26 protein-coding genes are annotated in these 24802 nt (G+C 44.5%); 15 read left to right on the top strand and 11 right to left on the bottom strand.

All coding sequences use genetic code 11. The features are described 5' to 3' along the window. Positions 1–66: 66 nt before the first annotated feature. From DVG78_RS22905 to DVG78_RS22895, 3 genes are all read right to left on the bottom strand, one after another. Positions 67–1365, bottom strand: coding sequence for a S8 family serine peptidase (locus DVG78_RS22905; protein ID WP_114463363.1), 1299 nt, complete (start codon positions 1363–1365; stop codon positions 67–69). 101 nt (positions 1366–1466) lie between these two features. Then, on the bottom strand, positions 1467–2159 hold the full coding sequence (locus DVG78_RS22900; protein ID WP_114463362.1) for a tetratricopeptide repeat protein: 693 nt from the start codon (positions 2157–2159) through the stop codon (positions 1467–1469). A gap of 7 nt (positions 2160–2166) precedes the next feature. Continuing rightward, entirely contained in the window at positions 2167–2757 is a 591-nt protein-coding gene (locus DVG78_RS22895) for an RNA polymerase sigma factor (protein ID WP_114463425.1), read from the bottom strand. A 260-nt stretch (positions 2758–3017) separates the two neighbouring features. Between DVG78_RS22895 and DVG78_RS22890 the strand changes: the two genes are divergently transcribed. From DVG78_RS22890 to DVG78_RS30415, 10 genes are all read left to right on the top strand, one after another. Continuing rightward, positions 3018–3410 carry a T9SS type A sorting domain-containing protein gene (locus DVG78_RS22890; protein ID WP_147277157.1) on the top strand — a complete coding sequence of 131 codons (393 nt, stop codon included), beginning with the start codon at positions 3018–3020 and terminating at the stop codon, positions 3408–3410. Between the two features lie 170 nt (positions 3411–3580). Next, positions 3581–4669, top strand: a complete 1089-nt coding sequence (locus DVG78_RS22885; protein ID WP_114463360.1) for an ATP-binding protein — start codon at positions 3581–3583, stop codon at positions 4667–4669. 196 nt (positions 4670–4865) lie between these two features. Then, the gene (locus DVG78_RS22880; protein WP_114463359.1) at positions 4866–5501 is read left to right on the top strand and encodes a response regulator transcription factor; all 636 of its coding nucleotides are present in this window, start codon (positions 4866–4868) and stop codon (positions 5499–5501) included. A gap of 41 nt (positions 5502–5542) precedes the next feature. Further along, positions 5543–5932 (top strand): hypothetical protein, encoded by a 390-nt coding sequence (locus DVG78_RS22875; protein WP_114463358.1) that lies wholly within the window; start codon positions 5543–5545, stop codon positions 5930–5932. Positions 5933–6040: 108 nt separating this feature from the next. After that, positions 6041–6943, top strand: a complete 903-nt coding sequence (locus DVG78_RS22870; RefSeq protein WP_114463357.1) for a hypothetical protein — start codon at positions 6041–6043, stop codon at positions 6941–6943. A 3-nt stretch (positions 6944–6946) separates the two neighbouring features. Further along, a complete protein-coding gene (locus tag DVG78_RS22865; RefSeq protein ID WP_114463356.1) occupies positions 6947–7858 on the top strand; it encodes a hypothetical protein in 912 nt (303 codons plus the stop codon). Positions 7859–8036: 178 nt separating this feature from the next. Further along, positions 8037–8858: a nuclear transport factor 2 family protein gene (locus DVG78_RS22860; protein WP_114463355.1), complete on the top strand. Its 822-nt coding sequence runs from the start codon at positions 8037–8039 to the stop codon at positions 8856–8858. 205 nt (positions 8859–9063) lie between these two features. Further along, positions 9064–9459 (top strand): T9SS type A sorting domain-containing protein, encoded by a 396-nt coding sequence (locus tag DVG78_RS22855; RefSeq protein WP_114463354.1) that lies wholly within the window; start codon positions 9064–9066, stop codon positions 9457–9459. A 113-nt stretch (positions 9460–9572) separates the two neighbouring features. Further along, positions 9573–10301, top strand: a complete 729-nt coding sequence (locus DVG78_RS22850) for a collagen-like protein (protein ID WP_147277156.1) — start codon at positions 9573–9575, stop codon at positions 10299–10301. A 32-nt stretch (positions 10302–10333) separates the two neighbouring features. Then, positions 10334–11050 (top strand): collagen-like protein, encoded by a 717-nt coding sequence (locus DVG78_RS30415; RefSeq protein WP_114463352.1) that lies wholly within the window; start codon positions 10334–10336, stop codon positions 11048–11050. A gap of 76 nt (positions 11051–11126) precedes the next feature. On the opposite strand, the gene DVG78_RS22840 is transcribed toward DVG78_RS30415, so the two are convergent. After that, entirely contained in the window at positions 11127–11678 is a 552-nt protein-coding gene (locus DVG78_RS22840; RefSeq protein ID WP_114463351.1) for a Uma2 family endonuclease, read from the bottom strand. Positions 11679–11745: 67 nt separating this feature from the next. Continuing rightward, positions 11746–12861, bottom strand: a complete 1116-nt coding sequence (locus tag DVG78_RS22835; protein ID WP_114463350.1) for an alkane 1-monooxygenase — start codon at positions 12859–12861, stop codon at positions 11746–11748. A 219-nt stretch (positions 12862–13080) separates the two neighbouring features. Here DVG78_RS22835 and DVG78_RS22830 point away from each other — a divergent pair, with 219 nt between their 5' ends. Genes DVG78_RS22830 through DVG78_RS22815 form a run of 4 tightly spaced genes read left to right on the top strand, consistent with a single transcriptional unit; the run spans position 13081 to position 15957 of the window. Next, positions 13081–13830, top strand: a complete 750-nt coding sequence (locus tag DVG78_RS22830; protein ID WP_114463349.1) for a hypothetical protein — start codon at positions 13081–13083, stop codon at positions 13828–13830. A 9-nt stretch (positions 13831–13839) separates the two neighbouring features. Next, positions 13840–14253 (top strand): hypothetical protein, encoded by a 414-nt coding sequence (locus tag DVG78_RS22825; RefSeq protein WP_147277155.1) that lies wholly within the window; start codon positions 13840–13842, stop codon positions 14251–14253. After that, entirely contained in the window at positions 14250–15269 is a 1020-nt protein-coding gene (locus tag DVG78_RS22820) for a sensor histidine kinase (protein WP_114463347.1), read from the top strand. The genes DVG78_RS22825 and DVG78_RS22820 overlap by 4 nt, the downstream gene beginning before the upstream one ends. Beyond that, positions 15238–15957, top strand: a complete 720-nt coding sequence (locus DVG78_RS22815) for a LytR/AlgR family response regulator transcription factor (RefSeq protein ID WP_229598295.1) — start codon at positions 15238–15240, stop codon at positions 15955–15957. Before DVG78_RS22820 ends, DVG78_RS22815 begins: the two co-directional genes overlap by 32 nt. A 9-nt stretch (positions 15958–15966) precedes the next feature. On the opposite strand, the gene DVG78_RS22810 is transcribed toward DVG78_RS22815, so the two are convergent. From DVG78_RS22810 to gcvP, 5 genes are all read right to left on the bottom strand, one after another. Then, positions 15967–16290, bottom strand: coding sequence for a DUF5615 family PIN-like protein (locus tag DVG78_RS22810; RefSeq protein WP_114463345.1), 324 nt, complete (start codon positions 16288–16290; stop codon positions 15967–15969). Next, complete coding sequence (locus DVG78_RS22805) at positions 16274–16516, bottom strand: DUF433 domain-containing protein (protein WP_114463344.1); 243 nt, start codon at positions 16514–16516, stop codon at positions 16274–16276. The genes DVG78_RS22810 and DVG78_RS22805 overlap by 17 nt, the downstream gene beginning before the upstream one ends. Positions 16517–16567: 51 nt before the next feature. Further along, positions 16568–17878 carry a cryptochrome/photolyase family protein gene (locus DVG78_RS22800; protein ID WP_114463343.1) on the bottom strand — a complete coding sequence of 437 codons (1311 nt, stop codon included), beginning with the start codon at positions 17876–17878 and terminating at the stop codon, positions 16568–16570. 60 nt (positions 17879–17938) lie between these two features. Next, entirely contained in the window at positions 17939–18355 is a 417-nt protein-coding gene (locus DVG78_RS22795) for a CBS domain-containing protein (RefSeq protein WP_114463424.1), read from the bottom strand. A 179-nt stretch (positions 18356–18534) separates the two neighbouring features. Next, on the bottom strand, positions 18535–21414 hold the full coding sequence (gcvP, locus tag DVG78_RS22790) for an aminomethyl-transferring glycine dehydrogenase (RefSeq protein WP_114463342.1): 2880 nt from the start codon (positions 21412–21414) through the stop codon (positions 18535–18537). A gap of 195 nt (positions 21415–21609) precedes the next feature. On the opposite strand from gcvP, the gene DVG78_RS22785 reads away from it, so the two are divergent. Then, on the top strand, positions 21610–23289 hold the full coding sequence (locus tag DVG78_RS22785) for a GH39 family glycosyl hydrolase (protein WP_114463341.1): 1680 nt from the start codon (positions 21610–21612) through the stop codon (positions 23287–23289). 15 nt (positions 23290–23304) lie between these two features. On the opposite strand, the gene DVG78_RS22780 is transcribed toward DVG78_RS22785, so the two are convergent. Next, positions 23305–24780 (bottom strand): polymer-forming cytoskeletal protein, encoded by a 1476-nt coding sequence (locus DVG78_RS22780; RefSeq protein ID WP_147277154.1) that lies wholly within the window; start codon positions 24778–24780, stop codon positions 23305–23307. Positions 24781–24802 lie beyond the last annotated feature (22 nt).

The raw sequence follows: 24802 nt of genomic DNA, 5'->3' as shown, positions 1-24802 counted from the left end.
GTTCTTGAAACAAAACATACACTGTACCGCCTGCCTGTGAGTTGCCAATAGAGTACACATAATCAATCACCTAACAAGTACCCCGCTTCTGATAGAGGCATTGATTGGATAGGTTACTGCTTTGAATTTATATCTGTTAGGTATAATACCCGGTGTGGTTGAAAGGATAATATCTTTCTGATTTTGTAATGATAATGGAGGTGTTTGCCCGCTAAAACTAAAAGCGGCCGCAATCGGCGCGGCATAAGATGAACCCCAATCGAAGTCAAGACCAGAGGAGTCCGTTTTAAATTCAAAATGCTCTTCCTTATCTCCCATCACTCCTACATCTACGTATCGCTTGGAGAAGTTCTGATTAGGAGCTATAAGTGTGACATTGTCAACAGTGTAAACCGTTGTAGCCGTAATTACATTGCCAAACTCTTTGGAATGCGAAGCAGGATAAAATTTATACTTTCTTACATCCAGGTCGCGCGGGTTTCCCGAGTTATTGCAGGAATCAGAAGGATCTGCATTGCCTGCCGCAGCGACCAACATAATCCCTCTGTCTTTAAGTTTGCCAATAAAAGTTTCTAAAACATCACTTTTGGGGCCATAATAACCTAAGCTGGCATTAATTGTTTTCAGGTCAGGAATCTTAGTAGAATAGGCCATTGCACAGAGCATCTTGAACAATCTTCCTTCTTTTTTTTCATTTAAAACGACCATAGGCACAATTTTATAACTCTTACCCCGGAGCTCACGTTCAAGTAAGTAAGTTACCATTGTGCCATGAGCTTCATCTACATTAGTAACTATATTATTCCCATTCACAAAATTCCAGCCTTGATAGTCATTGACCAAACCATTACGATCATTGTCTATAGCATCGTTTGCCTTAGGGTCATTTTCATTATTCCAAAAATTATTGGAATGAATCCCTGTATCCATTATTCCTATTAAACCCCCTCCCGGTGGAGTTTCGGGGAAAAGGATTACATTGTTAATCGAATGATCGTTAATATCCGGGCTTCGTACGATATAATCCGGTGAAACCTCAAAACCCATAGTTGGCAATATCTTTGCTCGAATTCTTGAGCCGCTTGCGCCGCCCGGTTTACTGTCGCCATTATTTGCCAGACCGTCGTGCCCAAAAATGGGAATATCTGTTGTATCACCCCAAAGTTGCAGGTTAGAGTCACAAGGACAGGTTAAGGTTTTCTTCAACCCTAAGGATTTAAGCGTATCTATATCTGCCTGCGATAGCCTGTCTTTGTAAATAATGACTGACGTTATATCATTATTATTGGAATTGGAGCAGGGGTCTCCACATCCAACCAATAGTATTGCAGGAAACAATACAATTAAAGAATAGTAGGGTCGCATAGCAGTATGAAGAGGTTTAGGGATTAGTCGCAAAAGCGGGTACTGCACGAACAATAATGTTGATAAATTTTTAAGAAAAATCAAAATTTATCAACCGATACTTATTTAATGGTATTGAGCCATTGCTCGGCCGGGGCTTTTCCTGCTAAATTTTGGGCAATTACTTCTTTTAAGAGCCGTTGGGCGGTATCGGTATCTCCTTTTTTGAGGTAGGCCAGAGCCGCGTAAAATTTACCTCTGTTTTCTAACAACTCAGAATCAGCCGCCATCTGCTCAAAAATAGCAATAGCGGCATCGTAATTTTTGAGTTGCAATTGCGCTAATCCCTCATATTCATAGGCTTTAGCGCTTGGATTGCCGGCGGCCAATCGATTAAAGATGGGTAAAGCTTCTTGGTATTTTTGATGGTTATAGTAATCAATCCCTGTTTGAAGGCTATCATTGGCGGTGTCCATATGAGTATTCAACCGCGTCAAATCCTCTTCAATATAGACTTCTGCGTATTCCTGAAGAGTGAGATTAGAAGGAGTCATGAAATACCAAGCAACTACCAATAACCCAATCGCCGCCGCAATCCCCGAAGCCCACTGCCAACGCAACGGTTGGGCGGAACGCTGTCGGGTCCATTCAGCATGGCGTTTTTGCAGGTTAGCTTCTTTGAGGGCCGCTTTGGTGCTGAGATAAAAAGCTACCTCATCGGCCAGAGCCTTGTCTTGCGCCAGTTTTCTTTCAAAAGCCTCGTGCTCGGTGGCTGAGAGTCGCCCCTCAAAATAATCATCTATGGTTTCATACATAGTTGCATCATTGGCTTGCTTTGTACATAACTCTCAACTTCTCCAAACATCGCAAACGGGTGGTTTGCGCCACCCCATCCGTGTTATAATTGTATTGTAATGCAATTTCACGGTCTGAAAAACCTTCGCTCCACAGGGTCAGAATTTCCTGACATCGTTCTCCTATCCGCGCCAGTAATTGCCGAATACGCTGATGGTCTTGTTGCCGAATGAGATTGGCTAAAGCCGTCTGTTGCAAGTCCGGTACAGGTATCAGCAGGTCGTCGAGTGATACTCGCTGAAAAGCCTGCATGGTATTAGTCGTGCGTTTTCGAATTACATCAACACATTTATTGGAAAAAATTTGATGAATGTAGGTTTTCAACTCAGAACGACCTTCAAATCGTCCCGTAGTGATATGCTCAATGGTGGTTAAAATCGTGTCGGAATAGGCCATTGAAGCATCTTCTTCTTCGATTTTGTGGTTGCGGCTCCCGCTGCGAATCAAGTAACGGTACTTATCGTAGAGTTTGTTTTCAAAATACCTTCGTTGGCTTCCGCCCGTACGGATACCAGCCACTATATCTTGATCAGAAGGTTGGGTACCGAAGATAGTCACGAGTAGCAGAGTTGAGTGAAAATCCAAAAGAAAGTACGGGTATTTCTTGCCCAAAAACAAATTTACAGGGCCTTTTTTTACTCGTTTTGCGGAATCTTGAAAAATAATCAAAAAAATATGTTCGTGTTTTTCAGACTGTTGCGACTAAAGGGTAAAACAGTTTAAACACATGTAAAGCCACAACATCAAGCAATCGTTTGGATGCTGACGGCGGAACACTTTTACCCAACTTTATTTATAAACTCTTAAACAACAAAAACATGAAAACGCTTCTTTTTAGCATCGTCCTCTTTTTCGGAATGGGTATTTACTCGCAGACTATGGCACAGTCAACCGTAGAAACACCGTCGTTTACTGCTTCGATTTATCCCGTAGTCAACACTTCCAAAGTTCGAATTTTGATCAGCAAGGAATACGGAGAGAAATTTTCGCTGTCTATCATTGATGACAAGAAAAACCTGATTTACTTCGATCAACTACCCAAAAAAGCGACCCAACATCGTTTTGATTTGAACCTGACTGAGTTGTCCAACGGCCGATACTACGTTAATTTATCAGATGGCAAACAGCCCGTTGTGACCAAAGTCATTATAAAAGAACAGGTAGTTTTGGCAAAGCCCATTATATCAGATCAAATTTTGTGTGTGAATTGACCAGTTAAAGCATCATGGATGCCAAGTGAAGGAATCCATGGTGCTTTTTTTAGTACCTCATCAAATAAACGTAGGTTTTTCGTGGAAGGAAGGAAAAAGTCTGAGAAAGTTCTCCAAAAATCTTACTTTGCGTTAGCATAACGCTAAGCCTTCTGCGTTTTTTCAAGACCATGAATAAAACTACGATTGGAGCATGGACGTGGGGATTGATTTTTACCGTAATTCTGCAAGCCGTGGCTCAGGAAAAGCCACACATTATCTCCCTTACTTCAAAAGGAAAGGCTAAAACGCTCACCTCCCAAAATACCCTAAAACTGGACGCGCTAGAAAATGATTTGCACATTGAATGGCAACCCTGCAATTGTACCTACCGCTACTATGCAGGCGGTTTGGACGATGATACCGTTACGTTAAAATACCCCAATGCGCATTATACCAATCTCGAAGGCGGCGAGTATCATTTTTGGGTACAGGCACAGCAAAACGGCCGATGGTCAAAGCCTACTCAAATCACGCTTGAAATAGAAGAAAGCATTACTGAAGAAGGGTGGTTTTGGCCCGCCATAGCCGTGTATGTATTGCTGTTGGCGGGCGCGGCGATTTATTTTTTTCTGCTGTATAATTTCCGCCAAAAGCTCAAACTGCAAAGTCTCCGCAACCGCATCGCCGCCGACCTCCACGACGAAGTGGGCGCGACCCTAAGCAGCATTGCTATTTCGACGCGCTTGGTAGAGAAAAAATACGGGAAACAAGCGCCCGAAATGCTTTCGATTTTACAACAAATCAAAACCGACTCCGAAGAAACCATCCAAACCATCCGCGACACGGTCTGGACGCTCAACCCCAGCAATGACTCCGTGGAACAGTTGTTTGAAAAAATGCGTTCGTTGGCTTTCCAACTGCTTACACCACAAGACATTTCGCTGACTTTCAACAATCAACTTTCTGCCGCTGAAACAAACCGACTCCAACTAAGCATGGAACAACGGCAAAATCTCTACCTCATTTTCAAAGAAGCCCTCAACAACATCCTCAAACACGCCGAAGCCAGCAAAGTGAGCGTAGCGTTCAAAATGAACGGACAGGAACTGCTGATGACGATTGCCGACAACGGCAAGGGCTTTGACGCTACCCAACGCTACGAAGGCAACGGCCTTAAAAACTACAAAAAACGCGCGGCCGAGAGCTTTATGGAGGTAAAACTGGACTCAAAAACAGGTGAAGGCACCCAATTGGACGTAACAATTATCTCCATTTAACCCCGCCCCCCTTCCTTCAAAAAAGCGGGAGTGAGCTTGCTACCCAAATTGGGGGGATGACCGTTTGATAACTTTCGGGACTTTTGTAACGAAGTATCAATCATAATATTCTACATTTAACAACCGACAAAAAAGACATACCAAAAAGTCGCATTTGGCTTTAACGGTTTTCTTTTTGTTCCTGACTCCCAAGCCCATGATTCGCGTCGTACTCTTTGAGGATAACAAAAGCTTTCGCCAAAGTCTGTCGCTGTATCTGGCCGGCTCCGATGAGGTATTTATGTGCGCTTCGTTTGGCGATGCCGATGGGTGCGTGGGAAAAATCAAACGCTACAAACCTGACGTGGTGCTGATGGATATTCAAATGCCAGGCATTTCGGGCATTGAAGCATTGCAGGAAATCAAAGCGACGCTACCCGACACGAAGGTGCTGATGCAGACGGTGTTTGACGATGACCACCGCGTATTTGCGGCCATCTGCGCGGGAGCCAACGGCTACGTGCTCAAAAACCCCGACCCAGAAGTGATGTTACAGGCCATCGTAGATGTACACGGCGGCGGCGCTTGGATGACACCCAGTATTGCGGCCAAGGTGTTGCGGATGTTTCAAAATCAATTTGTCAAAACCCAACCGACCTACGTATCCCTCACCGACCGCGAGCGGGAGATTTTGGGTTGCATGGTCAAAGGCATGAGTTACAAGATGATAGCTGATGCCTGTAGTCTGAGTTTTCATACGGTGCATTGGCACGTTAAGCATATTTACGAAAAACTCCACGTCAACTCCGCCCCCGAAGCCGTAGCCAAGGCCATTGAGGGAAGGATGGTGTGAGGCATTACGAGAGATCACTTTTACCCTAAACCTCTAAAATCATGAATACCAAAAATCTATTCACCTTCAATGCCATCACGGCGGTCTTATTTGCTATCCCGATGATGCTTGCCCCTAAAATCGTGGCCGATCTGTACCTCACCCATCCCGAAACGGCCAACGACGCCACTTGGGTACTGATGCGGGGGTACGGCTCCCTGCTTTTGGCCCTTACGGTTTGCCTTTGGTACATCAGACCCGCCGCGCCTTCACGCGCCTTGAAGGGTATTTTATTACTGATATTCGTAGGCGACATTATTTTACCCATTGTGCATATCCACGCTATCCTCAACGGCGTCGAAAACAAACAAGCCTGGGGCATTGTCCTCGTAGGAGTCATTTTGGCGGTGTGGTCGGGGTTAGTGCTGCGTAAAATGGAGGTTGGGGAGTGATACAAAATAGTAGCCTTTCTCTGGAACTATTGCCACAGGCGATTGATGGGGTTGATAGCGCTAGGTAAATAATAAACTGATTTATAAACCTTTTAGACTTTTACGATAATGGACAGAACAATTAACTCCAATGTGCTTGATGTATATTTAGGTTCAGGGAAGTGGCTCATGGACAAAGACCGAAATATAAATAGTGATTTAATTGAAATTCATACCTTTTTTAGACCTATAGATAGGCTTTTCGGTGATTATGAAACCCGAAAAAAATTCAATCTCCACGAAGCGTTATACAGATGTGATTTTGATGGTAAAGAAGTTGCTATTACAAAAATAGACCTCGAAAAATATCGAGAATTACAAGACGATGATTATACGTTAATTTTTTTTACTATTGTTTTTACAAAAGGTGAGTATTTAATTCAACCTTATCCGATAAGTATCCATGAACTTCTTAAAGGTAATTACCCATTATATGGCCAATTTGAAGCAAACGAGGTAAAGGCAAGATATGTCTTAGACCCTGTTAAGTTGTACCATATCATGGATTTAGACGGTGCAAGATTTCAATATTACTACAACCAATTTTGGAGAAAAAACTCTGAGCTAAGAAAAAATACGACTAAGACAAATGAAGAAATTACAGAGTTTATTGAAGCTTATGCACAAGTCAAAAATTTTTTCAAAAAACATAAACGGCATTTTAAAATTAATAGGGGAATGCAATTTAAGTTAGACGAATTGTATTATTTAGATCAGGGGGCTGCCGAATATTTAAAAAATAAATCGGATAATATTAACAATATCAACGAGAATATTAAAATATTAAAAAACGACAATATTAACAATGCACAAGAGATAGTTGATGCTTTAGAAAAAGAAAAGTTAAAGAATTTTGAACGGTTCGACCAAGTAAAAATTCGCTTAGGTCAATACGAGGATGGGCGTTATGTTATCTATTTACACCCCTACGAAAGTGAATCAAATTGCCCCGGACGCATACCTGCTGAATAACGAATGATTTCATTTCAAACCTTTGACCAATGGCAATCCGTAGCAGGCTTTGCTATGATTGCCTTTTTTGGGTTGTTATACCCTCTGTTAGGAGAAAAATCCACTATTTTTAAAATTGTTTTTTTTGCTGGGGTAATACTGGCAATAGTGATTCCTTTTGGAGTAATTGTAGAGCAAGAAGAACAAGACCGGCTTACGACCCGTACAGGAAAAATAGTTCATTCCTTAATTTTTATTTTATTATTTTACTGTTATGTGCACAAAGGAATTTTGCAAAAGCATCTCCCCCATTTTTTTTGGTTTTGTTATTGGTTAGGTTGGTATGGTGTATTGGAATTCTTACTTGTTGATGTTTTATTAAGTAGGAAATACCAATTCGTCGAAGTGTTTTTCCCATGGCTGAGTACAAATTTTGGCATAGAAAATTTAAACTTTACATCCCCTATTAATTACCTCATCAAATTTATTTTCTTAGGTTTATTTTTTCGAGATTCAGTCCAAAACCAAACTTGGAAAAAAGTTTTGCAGTACACAGTTTGGGTTTTGGTAGGATTTGAATTGGTGCAAGTCTTTGTTTTTAAAAGTTATCAGGGATATGATTCATTATCTTCAACGGTTAAAAACATCTTTATTTTAGGCGGGGCGGGACTACTTCTTTATCGCGTATACACCCACAAAAATGTAAGCCTGAGTTTGCAAAAAAACGCTTATTTCTGGATTTGTTTAGGGTTAATTTTACCGGCTCTGGCTGAATTATTTTTAGAATTTATTTTTACCAAGCTTTATGAAACTGACCAATTGAGTTTTTATAAATTGTATCTCGTACGCAACGCTAGCCAGATGGTAGGGTTTACATTGCTGATTATAGGCGTTTGGCAGGCAAAGTACCTGCGTTTTTTACCCAAAGAATTTTAATACCAATACTTCTCTTTCCACAATTTTCTACAAGACCAATAAAATTAGGGGGGGGTAAATCAATTACCCCTCAATTTTTCACTGATCCAGTGCCATATTTTTACAATCAAGGCTCGTAAGCAAACGCAACTTTTACGTTAGTCCAAATCAATTTTAAATCTCAATCCCGACTAAAAGCATGAAAAAAGGATCATTTATCATCGCCTTGCTTTTTTCCCTCGCGGGAAGCACCTACGCCCAAACCGACCTCAAAGCCGCTTTTGAAAAAGGGACGCAAAACTTTAACAATGACCCCGTTGCCGAAGTACAAACCATGGCCGATAACTTGCGCTTTGTGGGCGGTGAAGATGGCGCGGTGCGCACTAAAGCCCAAACGGCCCAAATAGCCACTCGGCTTAATGCAGGTAAACACCAAACCCAAATCACAGATCTCAACATTCGACAATCGGGAACGTTGGGGGTAGCCACAGGTGTCAGAAATCAAAGCCTTAACTTGCCCAATGGCATGGTCATGACTTGGAAAGATGCTTTTACGTATATTTTTGAGTGGAAAAACAACAACTGGGTAATAACCGATTTGCACCACACTAAGATTGACTACCAAACGGGTGAAGAGGCTGCCGTTCGGCAAGTAATTGATACCGAGACCAAAGCGTACCACGAGGCCAACTTGGCTGTGTGGGGTAGCAACTGGGCCACTACTCCCTACATTGAACGACAAGACGAAAAGCTCAGAAAAATGGCCAATACGCCCTATTTGAAAGGCCAAGCTCTCCAAAAGGGCTACGAGGAGTTTGGCAAAACCCACAAACCGACTGGTCTTAGCTCGGTAGTGAGTGATTATGAATCGCATGTAATGGGCAATATGGCCTGGGCCACCTTTACACAAGAAGACCGCAAAGCGGACGGGACAGTGGCTCAAAAACAACGTACCCTGCGTATTTTGGAGCGTATCAACGGTCAGTGGAAAATAGTAATGACAAGTCTTACGGGTTTTTAGAAGCTGGTATAGGGTACCATTTCAGCAATTGGCCACTCCTTCGGGAGTGGCTTTTTTTATTTCTGGGCCTTGAAATACCACCCAAATTGGCGGCAACGGTGCGCCTGAAATATACCGAAATTTGATCAATGCAAACTAGACACCTCAACGGGTGGCATAAGGCACACTTACCCAACTTTATTAATAACTCTTAAACAACACAACCATGAAAACGCCCCTTTTTACCCTCATTTTCTTTTTCGGGATGGTAACAACTTACATTCAGGCCACAGCCCAGTCAACCGTAGAAACGCCTTCATTCTCGGCTTCGATTTATCCCGTTTCAGGTACTTCCAAAGTTCGGGTTGCGGTCAGCAAGGAGTATGGGAAGAAATTCTTTCTGTATGTCCGTGACGAAAATCAGCACCTGATTTATTTCGAACAACTGACCAAACGAATCACCCAGCATCGTTTCGATTTGAACCTCAATGAATTGTCCAATGGCAAGTACTACATCAATTTGTCGGATGGGAAAGAGCCTATGGTGACAAAAATCATCGTCAAAGAACAGGCAGTTTTGGCAACACCCATTTTATCGAATCAAATTCTGTGTTTGAATTAAAGGGCAATCCCCAAAAAAGCCTCTAAAGCCCCCCGAATTGGGGGGCACTCAAAAATAGATTCCAGTCCAATTTTGTAATGTTAAATCAGTAAAAAAACCTTACACTTTAAAAAATGAAAATTAATCGAACACTGACAATGAGCAGCCTATTAATGGCTATTTGTTTTTTGGCCTGTGAAGGGCCTAAAGGCGATTTGGGTCCGCAAGGGCCACAAGGAGTAGCCGGTAAAGACGGGGCCGCAGGTGCCCCAGGTTCACTCGGAGCTACGGGCTCCAAAGGCGACCAAGGCACGGCCAAAGTGGTATATACCGCTTGGAAAGGTTTTCCTACCGATAAAATTGGCCGAGGCACTGGCGGCTCCTTTCTACAATTTAGCGGCACCAATACTTCAGAAACCGCCTTCACCAAAGAAGCCATAGATCAGGGTGTCATTATGACTTATATCAAGTACAACTCCTTGGGATACAACGCCAATACCCAATCCAGTGAATTAGTAGAATCCATAACCACCTCTACCTCACTAAACAGTTACTTTAAAATACCTGGTCGTACACAAAATCGCTCTGAAGACTTTGGCGTATCTAATGCATTCATAACCGGAGGAAGGAGAGAAAACTTTTTTGACCCGGTTATCAATGTTTGGAGCCGAACATTTGCCAGTACTACAGCACCGGCAGTACCGGAGCTACAAAACCTAACCGACGACCAATACCGGGCTCTTATCAAAGATATACCACAGTATAGGCATGTAGTGATTTATGGCAGTACCAAAGGGCGCATAGCCAATCTCAACCTCAACGATTACGCCGCCGTTAAAGCTGCCTTCAATATCCCTGATTAAACGCTCTCTTACCCTCAAAATACGATAAGATAATGAAAGTCAGACAAATCATATATGGATTGCTGCTGTTCTGCGTTGTAGCAGCGTGCAGCAAAGGTCCGAAGGGCGACGTAGGCCCCCAAGGTATAGCAGGCAAAGACGGTACCGCAGGTATAAACGGTCCCAATGGCGCAACTGGCAGCAAAGGCCCTACGGGTGACACGGGCAACAGCAACGTAATTTATACCGAGTGGGCATCGCCTGAAGTAAGTACTGCACCTTATATTGCCGACGGGGTTCCCAATCGGTATCAATTCCCCGCAGTAGAATTTGATTTCCCACTTTACACCAAAGAGACGTTGCAAAAAGATGCCATTTACATCTATGTTAAATACCGCGTCTTTGAGAGTCCCAACTTGGTAGAATATATCTCTAATGGAGCAGTTGGGGTGAGCGAATACCTGATTCCGGGACGCTCAGGCACTTCCGCCAACGACTACGCAAGCCACGGTGTGAACATTGTTCTATCAAATAATATAGGAAAACTGAGTTGTTTTTCCAATGTTTTGCGCTTGGGGCCTGGCGGATCTGCTGTGAGCACCACTGCCCCTGAGTTGGCCAATAAAAGTATTGATTATTACGTGAACTTATACAAAGGGTTGCTCAAATACCGGGTCGTGATCGTGAAAGGGAATGTAGCAGGCCGCTTGGGCGCCATTGATTGGAAAAACTACGCCGAAGTAAAAGCCGCTTTGAATTTGAAAGATTAAGTTAGGTTAAAAATGACAAAAAAAAGCCACCTCTGCTGAAGTGGCTTTTTTTGTAAACACTTTATATTTTCTTCTTTTATTCTGCAAAAATAGCCGCTACGCTTATTTCAAATTCGGGCAGTACAGGTGCCGCTGAGCACGTATCGGTGCCGGTGCAAATCTTCACTTCTTTGTAAGACGTATAAACCTCCACCTCCTGCGCATCAGGATACACCAGCCAAGCCACTTTTACACCGTACTTAAAATACTCACGGAGTTTGTTTTTAACAGAGATAATCTGGTCGTTAGTAGAAATAACCTCCACTACAAATTCCGGTATTACATCTTGGTTTGCACGCCCCTGTCTGATTTGCTCACGGGTAAAGTAAGCAATATCGGGCCGTCTCATTTGGAGACCCGTCAACATCACATCGGGTTCAGCCATGAATGTCCCTGATTTGATGTAGCCCTTCTCAAAAAAAAGATTTTGGAGAATCTCGTAAACGTACCATTGCTGTTGTTTCATTCCTACAAATTTTATCAATTCCCCGTCATTCCATTCATACTTGAAGCCATCGGTAGGCTCCCAGTCCAAGAACTCTTCTAAGGTACGGGGCAGTTGTGCCGCTTGCTGGGTGGTTTGTACCATGACTTTTTGGTGTTTTTTTATCAAATATAACGAAAAATATTCCTTTCTAATTACCGAATCCCTTTTACTACGCCATATCCCGCACTACCTGCGCAATGTGCTGTGAATCATAGACATAGCCTTGCCAGCGCTCCAAACGCTTATCCATGACCGAAAACCACAGCGGCGGAGCCATTGCCATCAAAATCATAAGCGGATAGCCGAAAGGGAGTTGCGGACTTTCGTCAAAATGCCGCAGCACCTGATACGGTCGCGAGGCGTAGGCGTGGTGGTCGGAGTGCCGCTGAAGTTGAAACAGGACCAAATTACTGAATAGATGATTGGCATTCCAAGAATGCAACGGATTGACGCGCTCGTATTTGCCAGGGGCCGTTTCCCGTCGCACAATGCCGTAATGCTCAATGTAATTGACACTTTCCAACAATAAAAAAGCCACAAGGCTCTGCCCGAAGAAAAACGGAATCACCTCCCAAGCGAAACGCCCTACTTGCCAACTGCCCAAGGCGGTCAACAAACCGCAAAAGAGCAACGGTAACACCACCACCCAAATCATGTTGTTTTTGATACTCCAAAACGGAACCTTGGCTTTTTCCAGCAAGCGTTTCTCAATCGCCAAAGCACTCCGAAAACTTCCCGTAACGCTCTGCCACCAAAACGCATACAGCGATTGCCCTTTGCGGGCAGTGGCGGGGTCGTACGGAGTAGCTACCCACACGTGGTGCCCGCGATTGTGCTCAATGAAAAAGTGCATGTAGCACACCGTCATGAGCGTAAGTTTGGCGTGAAACTGCGCCGTTTTGCTGCTGCGATGACCCAACTCATGCGCTACGTTGATCATGGTTCCCGCAAAAATCCCCAATGACAGCACGTAGCCTATCCACTGAAACAGCGTCATCTCATAGGTCAGGATGGCAAATACGGCCAGCCCCAATTGAATCAGGTGGACATACACCAACGAATACACCACCCCGTCAAAAAAACGGTCGTTCATCAGTTGTTCAAAATCTTCTTTGCGGGCGTTGTTTTTATCCTTCCCCATCAGCGCATCCACCAAAGGCACCAAGCCGTAGGCAAACAATACCCCTGTCCACGTAAATTGACCGTGAGTAAATATGAAAATGCCGTTTGAAAGCAGAATCATGAGATAAATAGACAAAAAACCGAGTTTTTTAAAAGCGCTCATCGTTCATCTTTGGTAAAGGTTTGAAGTAGTGCTTATTTATTCAAAGTTAACGAAAACAACCTACTCACCTCAAACTTTTTGACTTAGCCCACAAACTCCGTCGCTTTGGCCACAAACCTTTGCGAAATCATCCATCAGTAGGTTGATTTGTATCGTCTAACCGGCAAGCCTGTTAACAGCTATGAAAATTTTTACAACCTATTTAATTGTAATCCTCTCATGAAACTTTCTTCTCTATTATTACTGATTGTATCAGGTATTTTTCTCCAAAGCAACGCGCAGCAGGATTCGGTGAGCATTCCCGATCCAGATGAGTTTAAATGGCATTCACATATTTACATCGGGGCGCCGTTCGTCAATTTTAACGTAACGCATTATCCACACCTGAGGCAGGCATTTAAAAGTCAGGGGGTTGGGTACTCAGCCGTCCAATTCAACACCATCGCTTCCTACGGCGGTGCTTTGCAGGGGGGGCGTTATAAGTTTGGGGTGGAAGCCATCTATGGGCTTCCAGGAAGCGATACAAAAAAACAAACCAAAGTCACCGGGAGTTATATTGCGTACTTGCTGAATGCTGGCTACGCCGTTTTTTTTGAGCGAAACCGGCAGTATTTTATCAACATAGGCATTGGCAGGGTTGAATCCACCGCCAGCGTATATACGACCGATGCTTCCCAAACACTGGCCTTTAACAATCTCCTTTCTACGCCTATCGTTGGGCAATCGCCCGCGTTAGTACACCAAAACACCTTTTTTGAACTTTCACTGGAGCGAACCATCCGGCCCACTCGCCCCGTCAGCCTGAACTCGGTCTTTCGGATAGGCTACCGCTTGGGAATAAATACCGTGCCCTGGAAAACAGACAATAATATACTCCTTTCCAACGCCCCCGTTGACCGTATACATCAGGTATTTATCCAAAGCATCTTCGTCATCAGCAAAAGCCATAAACGGAAGTCAAAAGTCTGATATACAGCCATGAAACTCCGAACAATTATGCTGCTTTGGCTTTACTTTCCTGGTTTTGGAGAAGAGCCGCCCTCCGCCGAACGGGCAACAGTGGTGCTATACCGAAGAAAAGATTATTTTGGGTCTGACTTTACGGTGAAAATAAACAGTCAGGCGGTTACACAACGATTCAGCAACAACGAATACTTTCGACTGGAAATCCCTGCTGGGAAAATTAGGGTAGAAACCGAAGGCGACTTTATTACCGAAAAGAAAAGCATGACCTTTACCGTTAATGCCAACGAAACGCTCTTTTTGAAAGGTATTGTCGATTATGACTACCTCAGCAATGCCCTCTATTTTAAACGTACCGCCAGTGACCAAGCGGCCAAAGAAATGACCAAATTGAAACCAGACGAAACCGCCCTCAAAAAAGTCGAATGAAATCCTTCCCTTACAGTCGTTTAGTGTTCCTGTTGTTGACGGTTACGTTCAGCGGTTACCTGGGGCTTTTGCTGTACATAAGCCTAAAAACGCAATTCGGCAACGATGGAGAAAGCCTAAGCGGATTCGGTAAATTTTTGGCGAGCTATGTACTTTTGGTCGCGGGAGTTTGGACAATGGGCTGGCTCAATTATAGAGGGCCTTTTCAGTGGTGGTTTTTAGCCTCCGAAAAACGTTGGTGGTATTGGACGTGGATAGTGGCCCTCACCTGGCTGGTGTTTGAACTGCTTCAGTTTCGTCAAGACCGAGAGCCAGAGTTTGTTGATGAAAGCAGCCTTATTACACTGGTTTTGATGGGACTCATCATCGTTTTTGGATACATCGCCGATGCTTTTCGGGCACGTCGGGAACGGTTGGTGTTGCAGCAACAAAAAACAGAAGCCGAACTGACAGCGCTGAAATCACAAATAAACCCCCATTTTTTGTTTAATACCCTCAATACGATCTACAACGAAGCCGCCGGAGCCGACAACGACACCGTTGCTGATTTGGTACAACAATTGGCGGGTATCATGCGCTTTACCTTGCAGGAATCAGCCAAGCCGTATATCAGTATTGAAAGTGAGTTGGCTTTTTTGGACAAATACCTCACCCTGCAACGCGCCCGATTGCCCCACCGTGACAGCATTCGCTTAGACATCCACATTGACTACGACGGCCAGCCTGCCCAAATCGCCCCGTTGCTGTTGATTCCCTTTGTAGAAAATGCGTTTCAGTACGGCATCAGCATGGAGCATCCATGTTTTATTCGTATGAAGCTATACGTTGAAAATCAGACCCTTGATTTCTATCTTCAAAATAGCACAATTGCAAAGGAAGCCCATCGCAAAGGCCACGGCGTGGGCATCGCCAATGTACAACAACGCCTGAAATTACTCTATGCCCACCGACATACGCTGAAGATAAAAGAAGAAACCGGCGTTTTTGAAATACATTTACAACTGGAACTTTACTGATTTTGAAACAATGATTGCCATTGCCCTTGATGATGAACCCGCCGCCCTCGAAATCTTGCGCCGGCACGCCGAAAAAGTACCCTTTATCAGCCTCACACACACGTTTGTAAGTACGGCAGATGCTTTGGCATTTCTGGGCCAAAATACCGTTGATGTTTTGTTTTTGGACGTACAAATGCCCGATATGCTCGGCACAGATTTTGCCCGATTGCTCAATAACAGCAAAACACAAATCATTTTTGTGACGGCCTATCCCGATTATGCAGTGGAAGGTTTTGCATTGCACGCACTGGATTACCTTCTCAAACCCGTCGAATTCGGGCGTTTTTTGCAGGCCTGCAACCGCGCTTTGGGACAGCACGCCAAAAAGACGGGAGAGTCGTCCGGTATCTTTGTCAAAGACGGTTACGATTGGGTCCGGGTCAATGTAGACGAAATTCTGTACATTCAGTCAGACACCAACCTGCTGTTTATCCACGAACGCACCTGCAAGGTCACGACCCGCATGACGCTCAATGAAATGCTGGCCCAGCTGCCAGCCGACCGCTTTTTACGCATTCATAAATCGTATCTGGTGGCGCTCAACGCCATTCAAAAAATGGAACGCCATCAGGTGACGGTAGGCAATGTCACCATTCCGCTGGCGGGGAGTTATAAAGGAGAATTGGAAGCGCGGCTGTTGAAGTGAAGGAAATTTTTAATGACTAATCAGTACCAAACCAACCGAAAAGTCAGCATTTAGAACCTCTTTTATTTGCGGTAAAAATGTCATTAAAGAATCATAGGAGTTATCACGTGTATCAATTACTAAAACACAAATTGGATATTTATCAAAATTCTGTTGATAAGCCAAATTTTTATCAACGGTCAATAATACCCTAATATCTTCAGCAAGCATTAATTTTAGCAACTCTCCATTTTTCTTCCCATTCCATCCCTTTTCCTGCACTGTCAAAACATCAAAGTCTGCCAATCTAAACTTGAATTTACGAGGCACATTTTCATCAAGCAGCACTTTCATATAACTGACGGATTGTCTTTTCGGAAGAAAACGTCTGCTGTACTATTTCCAATAAAGCAACCGCATATTCAGGCTTTACAGTCGGAAAATCATCCAAAAATTCTTCCAGTGATACTCCTTTTTCTAAATGCACAAACAATGACCACACCGGCACACGCGTTCCTGTAAAAACAGGTGTGCCGCCCAATATTTCAGGGTCAATGGTAATAATATCCTTGATTTTCATGCTTTTAATCGGTTTGCTTATGCAATTTAAACAAACGGAACGACAAAACAATTATATTCCCTTCAACGCTTTTTGATACACTTTCAAACACCGCTCCCGCGCAAACGCATGGTCAACGATGGGCTGCGAATACTCAAAACTGCTGAGTTCGGGAACCCATTTTTTGATATATACAAGTTGTGGGTCAAATTTTTGGGTTTGCGAAGTGGGATTAAAGATCCGAAAATAAGGCGCCGCATCCGTTCCCGAGCCCGACGCCCACTGCCAGCCGCCGTTGTTGGCCGATAAATCGTAATCCAATAGTTTTTGGGCAAAATAGGCTTCGCCCCAACGCCAGTCAATGAGCAGATGTTTGGTCAGAAAACTCGCCACCACCATCCGCACACGATTGTGCATAAAACCCGTGGCGTTGAGTTCGCGCATACCGGCATCCACAATCGGGTAGCCCGTGCGGCCTTGGCACCACGCCTGAAATTGGGCTTCATCATGTCGCCATTCAATTTTATCATACTCTGACCGGAAGGCTTTACCCTGCCCTACGTGCGGAAAATGCCAGAGGATTTGCATGTAAAAATCCCGCCAAATCAGTTCATTCAGAAAAGTTTCGTTCAACGTTTGGGCTTTTCGGGCCAATTCTCGAATCGAAATGGTTCCAAAACGCAAGTGTACACTCAACCGCGAAGTACCGGGAATAGACGGTATGTCACGACGTTCTTTATAGTTTTCAATGAGTTCTTTTCGGACTTCTTTCCCCGGAAACGGCTGGCCCACAGCCTCAAATCCCATGCTTTTGAGGGAAGGAATTTCCAACGGCTGCGTTTTCAGAAAAGCATCAAAATACGCCTCAGTCGGGTACGAACGCAGGTAAAATTCATTGACGGTTTCTTTCCACTTGCGACTGTAAGGCGTAAAAACAGTATAAGGCGTTCCCGCGCCGCTAAGTACTTCGCTTTTTTCAAAAATACACTGGTCTTTGTGGGTATAAAAAGCCGTCCCTCGACTGTTCAAAAACTCACCGATGGCTTTGTCGCGGGCAAGGGCGTAGGGTTCGTAATCGTGATTGGTATGGATTTCAGCGATGTCATATTCGTCCGAAAGCTGCTGCCATACCTCTGAGGGCTTGCCGTATTTGACAATGAGTGTACTTCCGAGTTGTGTTAATTGGGTTTGAAGTTCATGGATGGCCAGATGAATAAACTCTACCCGACGGTCTTTTTTGTCCTCAAGTTGGTCCAAAATCTCGGCATCAAAAATAAAAACGGGCAAAACTGGATTGCCTGACTTGAGCGCGTGATAAAGCCCAGCATTGTCGTGTAAGCGCAAATCGCGACGAAACCAAAAAAGCGTAAGAGGAGTATGCATAAAAAAAACGGCGTATTTGTATTGCTACAAACCACGCCGTTTGGTAGATTGTTTTAAAAGCTAGTATTGTTCCAGCATATATTTTATCACGTCGGTGGTGGTCACGATACCCGCCAAATGACCATTTTCAACCACTGGTAAAGCGTGGTATTCTTCGGTCGTAAGGATTTCGGCCACTTCTCTGATGCTCAGAGAAGCCTCCACCGTACGCGGTTTTTGGGTCATCACTTGTTGAATGGAAAGCATTTCTAAAATGGCTTCGTCGGCGCCTTCCTGATTTTCAAACAACGAACTGAATGTTAGCCGATTAATGTCCGTGCTACTTATGATTCCTACCACTTCTGTCCCGTCCAAAACGGGCAAGTGACGAATGTGATTCTTTTTAACTAATTCAATTACTTCGTGTAAATCGTCGGTTACTTTAACGGTAAACACGTTTTTGGTCATGATGTGCGAAACTGGTTCTCTTCTTTTCATTGGGAAATTGTTTTTGTGATGTTCAATATTCACCATTTCCCACCAAACGCTTTATGACCAACAACATCCCCAAAAAATGCTTTTTGTCATTTTCAATAAAAATCCCCCGACCGCCAAAGCAACCGGGGGATTTATTAATTTGTGTCAGCTATCAACAACCAAAAATCTGGTTTATTTGATTATGCTTCTGCCTGCGCGTATTCTTCAATCGGAACACATGCGCACACCAAGTGACGGTCACCATAGGCCGAATCGATGCGGCTTACGCTTGGCCAAAACTTATTGAAACGCAAATGAGGTAACGGGAAAGCTGCTCTCTCGCGAGTGTAAGGACGCTCCCAATTTTCGGTCAATACCACGCGTGCCGTGTGAGGGGCATTTTTCAGAACGTTATCGGCTTTGTCGGCAATACCTTCTTCCACTTCGCGGATTTCGGCACGAATGCTCAACAAAGCATCGCAAAAACGGTCCAGTTCTGCTTTTGACTCCGATTCTGTCGGTTCAATCATCAGCGTACCCGCTACTGGGAACGACAAAGTTGGCGCGTGGAATCCGTAGTCCATCAAGCGCTTGGCCAAATCTTCGGCTTCCACTCCCACGGCTTTGAACGGGCGACAATCCACAATCATTTCGTGCGCACAACGATTGTTTGCTCCCGTGTACAGGATTTCAAATTGACCGTCTCCCGCCAAGCGTTGCTTGATGTAGTTGGCGTTCAAAATCGCCATTTTGGTGGCATTGGTCAAGCCTTCTCCTCCCATCATGGCAATGTAAGCGTGCGAAATGGTCAGGATGCTGGCAGAACCATAAGGCGCCGCCGAAACCGCCCCCGCCGCTTTTCCATCGGTGAGGGTAACGTGACTTGGCAAATGCTGCACCAAGTGCGCGGCTACACCGATGGGACCCATACCCGGGCCACCGCCACCGTGAGGAATACAGAATGTTTTGTGCAAGTTGAGGTGACAAACGTCCGCGCCAATCGTGGCGGGGCTGGTCAAGCCTACCTGCGCGTTCATGTTTGCCCCATCCATGTATACTTGTCCACCATGATTGTGGATAACTTGGCAAATTTCAATGATACTTTCTTCAAATACACCGTGGGTCGAAGGATAGGTCACCATCAAACACGCCAATTCGTTGCTATACTGCTCGGCTTTGGCTTTGAGGTCAGCTACGTCGATGTTTCCGCGCTCATCGCATTTGGTCACTACCACTTTCATGCCCGCCATCACGGCCGAGGCAGGATTGGTGCCGTGCGCCGACGACGGAATCAAGGCCACGTTGCGGTGGCTGTCGCTGCGCGCCTCGTGGTACGCCCGAATCACCATCAAGCCCGCGTACTCGCCCTGCGCACCCGAGTTGGGTTGCAGCGACATGGCCGCGAAGCCCGTGATTTCGCACAGCCAATCGTTCAAATGTTTGAACAACAATTGATAACCTGCCGTTTGATTTACGGGGGCAAAAGGGTGCATCTTACCGAACTCAGGCCAGGTAACGGGAATCATCTCGGCCGTTGCGTTAAGCTTCATGGTACAGCTACCCAACGAAATCATGGAATGAACCAACGATAAATCTTTGCTTTCCAACGACTTCAAATAACGAAGCATATCGTGCTCGGTATGATAGGTTCCGAAGACGGGATGCGTCAAGTAATCCGACTGACGGGCTAGGTTTTCGGGGAAAGTTACGTCCACTTCGCTCGGAACCGTCATCTCCACACCTTCGCCTGAAACCGTGGCGAACAAATCCAAGATAGCAATCAAATCGCTGAATGACTTTACTTCGTCAAACGAAACACCTACGTGCCCATTAGCGCTGTAACGTAAGTTAATCCAACGTTTTTCGGCTTCTTCACGCAAGTTATCGGCATTGTGCACCTTTACCGTAACGGTATCAAAATAGTTTTGGGTCAACACTTCATAGCCCATGTGCGACACCGCGTCGGCAAAGGCTTTGGTCAAGCCGTGAATTTTGGAAGCAATCGTTTTCAAACCTTCGGGTCCGTGATAGACAGCGTAAGCCGCCGCCATGACCGAAAGTAACACCTGAGCGGTGCAAATATTGGAAGTCGCTTTTTCGCGACGAATGTGTTGCTCGCGCGTTTGCAGGGCCATACGTAGCGCCCGATTCCCTTCGGAATCAATAGACACGCCAATGATACGGCCCGGAATCTGACGCTTAAAGGCATCTTTTGTAGCGAAAAACGCCGCGTGCGGGCCACCGTAACCCATCGGAACGCCAAAACGCTGGGCTGAACCTACGACTACATCAGCGCCCATTTCACCGGGAGCTTTTAATAAAGTAAGGCTTAACAAATCAGCGGCAACGGCCACAAAAATATTCAGTTCGTGCGCCGCAGCGATGAAATCGGTATAATCAATGACTTCACCGTCGGTAGCAGGATATTGCACCAACACGCCATAAATGGCAGGATCCGTCAAATCTACCTTGGTATGGTCGCCCACTATTACATTGATATTCAATGGAGTAGCACGAGTATAAATCAAATCAATGGTTTGTGGATGACAACGGTCTGACACAAAGAACGTTTCCGCTTTTTTCTTGGCCGCAGGGCGAAGGCTGTGGAGCATCGTCATGGCTTCGGCGGCGGCGGTGGCTTCATCCAACAACGAGGCGTTGGCGATTTCCATGCCCGTCAGGTCAATGACCGCCGTTTGGAAGTTGAGCAACATCTCCAAACGTCCCTGCGCGATTTCGGCTTGGTAAGGTGTGTACGCCGTGTACCAGGCGGGATTTTCCAGAATATTCCGTAAAATCACGTTGGGTACATTGGTATCGTAATAACCAGTTCCGATGTAAGATTGAAAAATGCGGTTTTGACGCGCTACTTTTTTCAAATCGTTCAAAAAGTCAAATTCTGACTTCGGGGCGGGTAAGTTTAACGGTTGGGCCAGACGGATAGCCGCCGGCACCGTTTGCTCTATCAACTCGTCGAGCGTAGCTACGCCGACCGTTTTCAGCATTTCCTGTAAATCTTTGGGACTTTGGCCGTGGTGACGGCGCTCGAAGGATTCTTGTTGGTGAAGACTGATTTTCATCCGATTTATCAGAGCGGTATGTGAGTGTAAATTTTCGCAAAAATAGTCAAAAAAGAGGCCGCTTGTTGCCTTCTTTTCTTGGAAAAACAAAATTCAGGAAGTAAAGTTTATTCAATCCTGCTTATTAATAAATAAAGTCACAAAAAGGCTTACTTGAGCCGTCATTACGTTCTCCTTTTAGTAATACTAAAAAAAATGAAAAACATACCCTTCGCCAGAATTTTGATTTTGTGGTTTTGCTGCATAAGTGGTTGGGGACAAAAAGCCACCCTCACCGTTGATTTCAGCCAAGAAATCGGCCCCATGCAACCCGTCTGGGCGTGGTTTGGCTACGACGAGCCGAATTATACCTACATGAAAGACGGCAAAAAATTGTTGACCGAAATCGCCGCCCTCAGCCCCGTACCTGTATACGTACGCGCCCACAACCTGCTCACCACTGGCGACGGAACGCCCGCGCTAAAATGGGGTTCAACCAACGCCTATACCGAAGACGCGCAGGAAAATCCAAAATACGATTGGACGATTGTAGATAAAATTTTTGATACCTACATCGAGCGCGGTATGAAACCGCTCGCTCAAATCGGCTTTATGCCCGAGGCACTTTCGACCAAACCGCAGCCCTATCGGCACAATTGGGTGCCCGGCCAACCTTACAACACCATTTATACAGGCTGGACTTATCCACCCAAAGACTATAAAAAATGGGCTGAATTGGTCTATCAGTGGGTCAAACATTCGGTGGCGCGGTATGGGCAAAAAGAAGTGGAAAGCTGGTATTGGGAATTGTGGAACGAACCCGACAGCCCTTACTGGAGTGGTACAGTACAGGAATACTGCAAATTGTACGATTACTCCGCCGACGCTGTGCGACGGGCGTTGCCCACGGCCAAAATCGGCGGCCCGCACGTAACGGGCCCAGCAGGACGCAGAGGGGGTAATTTTCTGAAAACCTTTTTGAAACACTGCACCCAAGACACTAATTACGTGACGGGCAAAATCGGTACGCCGCTGGATTTTGTGGCATTTCACGCCAAAGGCGCGCCCAAACTCGTGAACGGGCACGTACAAATGAACATGGGAACGCAATTGCGGGATATTTCGACGGGCTTTGAGATCGTGGCGTCGTTTCCGCAACTTAAAAATACGCCCATCATCATCGGTGAATCTGACCCCGAAGGTTGCGCGGCATGCGGCATGAAAACCGACCCGCAAAATGCCTACCGCAACGGCACCATGTATTCGAGCTACACGGCGGCTTCGTTTGCGCGGAAATACGCCTTGGCTGATTTGCACCAAGTCAATTTCAAAGGGGCGGTTTCGTGGTCGTTTGAATTTGAAGACCAACCATGGTTCTACGGATTTCGGGATCTGGCCACCAACGGCGTGGATAAACCCGTTTTGAACGTATTCAGAATGTTTGGGATGATGAATGGAAAACGCGTGGACGTCAAAGGAAACTTCATGTACCCCACACTCGCGGTACGGGATTCCAGCGTTCGCCGCTCCACTCCCGACATCGGCGGATTGGCCACCAAAGACGAAGGCACGGCAGCCGTGATGCTTTGGAATTACCACGACGATGATGTCGCGGGCACGGCGGCTACGGTTGACCTAACCCTCAAAAACATTCCAGCTAAAAAAGTAAAAATCACGCAGTACCGCATTGATAACGAGCACAGTAACAGCTACGAAGTGTGGAAGAAAATGGGCTCACCGCCCAATCCTACGGCGGAGCAAATCACCGAACTGGAAAAAGCGGGACAACTGGCCCGTTACGGCGAGTCCAAGCGCCAAACCGTAAAAGACGGACAATTGATTTTTTCAACCACGCTGCCTCGGCAGGGGGTGGGTTTGGTGATGTTGGAGTGGTGAAGTCTAAGTACTGATTCAGAATAATGTAGGGTATTGAAGTGTCATACTATCAAAAACTGCATCTAATGCTTCCTGTAATTTTTTCCCTGTACCTTGGCTATTGTCACAAATGAAATAGAATAACGTACCTCCCCCAAATACACGTAGAACCATAACTCGGTATGGTAAGAAATCATTTATTACCAATACGTCCCTGTAAAAATTGAATAATTTTCGTCCCAATTTTAATTGGTGAGATGATATATTTAAAGAAAATTCTTCAAATATTGGTAAGCCTAATAATTTTTCAAGAGCGTTTCCAACGGTTTGTTGCTCATGAATTTCTATGGCTACTTTCTTTTCTTTTAGTGCATCTATTAGTGCATAAAACGACAATAACTCATCCTCTTTCTGAATGCTACGCGCCTCACAATCTTGTTTATATTTTAGGATGTAATTGTAGGGGTCATCAATTGCCAATTTGATTTTCTTTCTAATAAATTCTTTGTCTTTAGGGCTTAATACATCCCCTAAATAATCTAAAAACAACTCATATCCTTCTTTCTGTTTACGATTAATCGTCGTTTTTTCGATGAATGCTTTACCTGCTTCTTTTAAGAAACGACATACCCGTCTTACTAAAGGATATTCTGATAAATTAATCTCATTGAATTTTTCTGTGTCTTTATCCCAAATGAAAATGGATATTGTTTCGGAAGCCAGCTTATAAGCAAATTTATCGTTCTCAGTATTAATGATTAAGCATTTATCGTTTTCTGCCGGATTGGTGACTACTTCAAACAAATAAGAACTTTTTTCAAAGCCATACCAATTTGAATTTTGCGTAATCAATTTAGACGATAAAATCGCTTGCAGAATAGGAGCCCGTGCAGATATGATTGGAAACTCAAAATTAACTACCAATGGATTTATGTCCCTTTGTAACAAGTTTATAACCTCTTCAAAATATAATTCTTCAACACCTAAAACCTCATCAATAAATACATCCTCAAAGTTTTCTATATCGGCATCTAACCAAATGCCATTTGATTCATCAAAAAAAGACTGACCGACTTTTTTGCCTGTAAAAACACCATTACAAGAAAATTGATAATCATCTGCTACAATTACTTTCGCTTGAATATCCCCTTTCACTCTCATATCACCGTGGTTATAGGATCCATAAAGTAGATTTTGTACCCACAAATTACCTTCAATATAGATTTCCTGCCCACCGACTACAATATTTTTTGCAGATAAATTACCAATTACAATCAAACTAATTCCACCATCTGTTTCAGAATTCCAAATATTCCCTGTAACAGTTAGATTTCCATTTATGATTATTCCAACGGTTTTCTCATCTTCTCTCCAATCTAAATTTAACTCATCACATTCGTAGCTACCATTGTAAAAATATAATAACGTGTCTTCCGGCTGTTTAAATAGCCATAACTCCAACTCGGGGAATAAAATTTGCACTTTTTGTATTGTGATGACTTGAAGATTCATTTCAAAAAACATTAGGTAGTCG

Origin of the sequence: Runella aurantiaca, from assembly GCF_003339505.1 — a bacterium.
In the GTDB taxonomy this organism is placed as follows: domain Bacteria; phylum Bacteroidota; class Bacteroidia; order Cytophagales; family Spirosomataceae; genus Runella; species Runella aurantiaca.
The sequence above is the reverse complement of the archived record's forward strand: the minus strand, read 5'-3'. Positions and strand labels throughout refer to the sequence as shown.

What these genes read in the sequence shown, in the direction of transcription:
- DVG78_RS22905 (WP_114463363.1), bottom strand. Translation starts at nt 1,365, where the DNA reads ATGCGACCCTACTATTCTTTAATTGTATTGTTTCCTGCAATACTATTG.
- DVG78_RS22900 (WP_114463362.1), bottom strand. Translation starts at nt 2,159, where the DNA reads ATGTATGAAACCATAGATGATTATTTTGAGGGGCGACTCTCAGCCACC.
- DVG78_RS22890 (WP_147277157.1), top strand. Translation starts at nt 3,018, where the DNA reads ATGAAAACGCTTCTTTTTAGCATCGTCCTCTTTTTCGGAATGGGTATT.
- DVG78_RS22885 (WP_114463360.1), top strand. Translation starts at nt 3,581, where the DNA reads ATGAATAAAACTACGATTGGAGCATGGACGTGGGGATTGATTTTTACC.
- DVG78_RS22880 (WP_114463359.1), top strand. Translation starts at nt 4,866, where the DNA reads ATGATTCGCGTCGTACTCTTTGAGGATAACAAAAGCTTTCGCCAAAGT.
- DVG78_RS22875 (WP_114463358.1), top strand. Translation starts at nt 5,543, where the DNA reads ATGAATACCAAAAATCTATTCACCTTCAATGCCATCACGGCGGTCTTA.
- DVG78_RS22870 (WP_114463357.1), top strand. Translation starts at nt 6,041, where the DNA reads ATGGACAGAACAATTAACTCCAATGTGCTTGATGTATATTTAGGTTCA.
- DVG78_RS22865 (WP_114463356.1), top strand. Translation starts at nt 6,947, where the DNA reads ATGATTTCATTTCAAACCTTTGACCAATGGCAATCCGTAGCAGGCTTT.
- DVG78_RS22860 (WP_114463355.1), top strand. Translation starts at nt 8,037, where the DNA reads ATGAAAAAAGGATCATTTATCATCGCCTTGCTTTTTTCCCTCGCGGGA.
- DVG78_RS22855 (WP_114463354.1), top strand. Translation starts at nt 9,064, where the DNA reads ATGAAAACGCCCCTTTTTACCCTCATTTTCTTTTTCGGGATGGTAACA.
- DVG78_RS22850 (WP_147277156.1), top strand. Translation starts at nt 9,573, where the DNA reads ATGAAAATTAATCGAACACTGACAATGAGCAGCCTATTAATGGCTATT.
- DVG78_RS30415 (WP_114463352.1), top strand. Translation starts at nt 10,334, where the DNA reads ATGAAAGTCAGACAAATCATATATGGATTGCTGCTGTTCTGCGTTGTA.
- DVG78_RS22840 (WP_114463351.1), bottom strand. Translation starts at nt 11,678, where the DNA reads ATGGTACAAACCACCCAGCAAGCGGCACAACTGCCCCGTACCTTAGAA.
- DVG78_RS22835 (WP_114463350.1), bottom strand. Translation starts at nt 12,861, where the DNA reads ATGAGCGCTTTTAAAAAACTCGGTTTTTTGTCTATTTATCTCATGATT.
- DVG78_RS22830 (WP_114463349.1), top strand. Translation starts at nt 13,081, where the DNA reads ATGAAACTTTCTTCTCTATTATTACTGATTGTATCAGGTATTTTTCTC.
- DVG78_RS22825 (WP_147277155.1), top strand. Translation starts at nt 13,840, where the DNA reads ATGAAACTCCGAACAATTATGCTGCTTTGGCTTTACTTTCCTGGTTTT.
- DVG78_RS22820 (WP_114463347.1), top strand. Translation starts at nt 14,250, where the DNA reads ATGAAATCCTTCCCTTACAGTCGTTTAGTGTTCCTGTTGTTGACGGTT.
- DVG78_RS22810 (WP_114463345.1), bottom strand. Translation starts at nt 16,290, where the DNA reads ATGAAAGTGCTGCTTGATGAAAATGTGCCTCGTAAATTCAAGTTTAGA.
- DVG78_RS22805 (WP_114463344.1), bottom strand. Translation starts at nt 16,516, where the DNA reads ATGAAAATCAAGGATATTATTACCATTGACCCTGAAATATTGGGCGGC.
- DVG78_RS22800 (WP_114463343.1), bottom strand. Translation starts at nt 17,878, where the DNA reads ATGCATACTCCTCTTACGCTTTTTTGGTTTCGTCGCGATTTGCGCTTA.
- DVG78_RS22795 (WP_114463424.1), bottom strand. Translation starts at nt 18,355, where the DNA reads ATGAAAAGAAGAGAACCAGTTTCGCACATCATGACCAAAAACGTGTTT.
- gcvP (WP_114463342.1), bottom strand. Translation starts at nt 21,414, where the DNA reads ATGAAAATCAGTCTTCACCAACAAGAATCCTTCGAGCGCCGTCACCAC.
- DVG78_RS22785 (WP_114463341.1), top strand. Translation starts at nt 21,610, where the DNA reads ATGAAAAACATACCCTTCGCCAGAATTTTGATTTTGTGGTTTTGCTGC.
- DVG78_RS22780 (WP_147277154.1), bottom strand. Translation starts at nt 24,780, where the DNA reads ATGAATCTTCAAGTCATCACAATACAAAAAGTGCAAATTTTATTCCCC.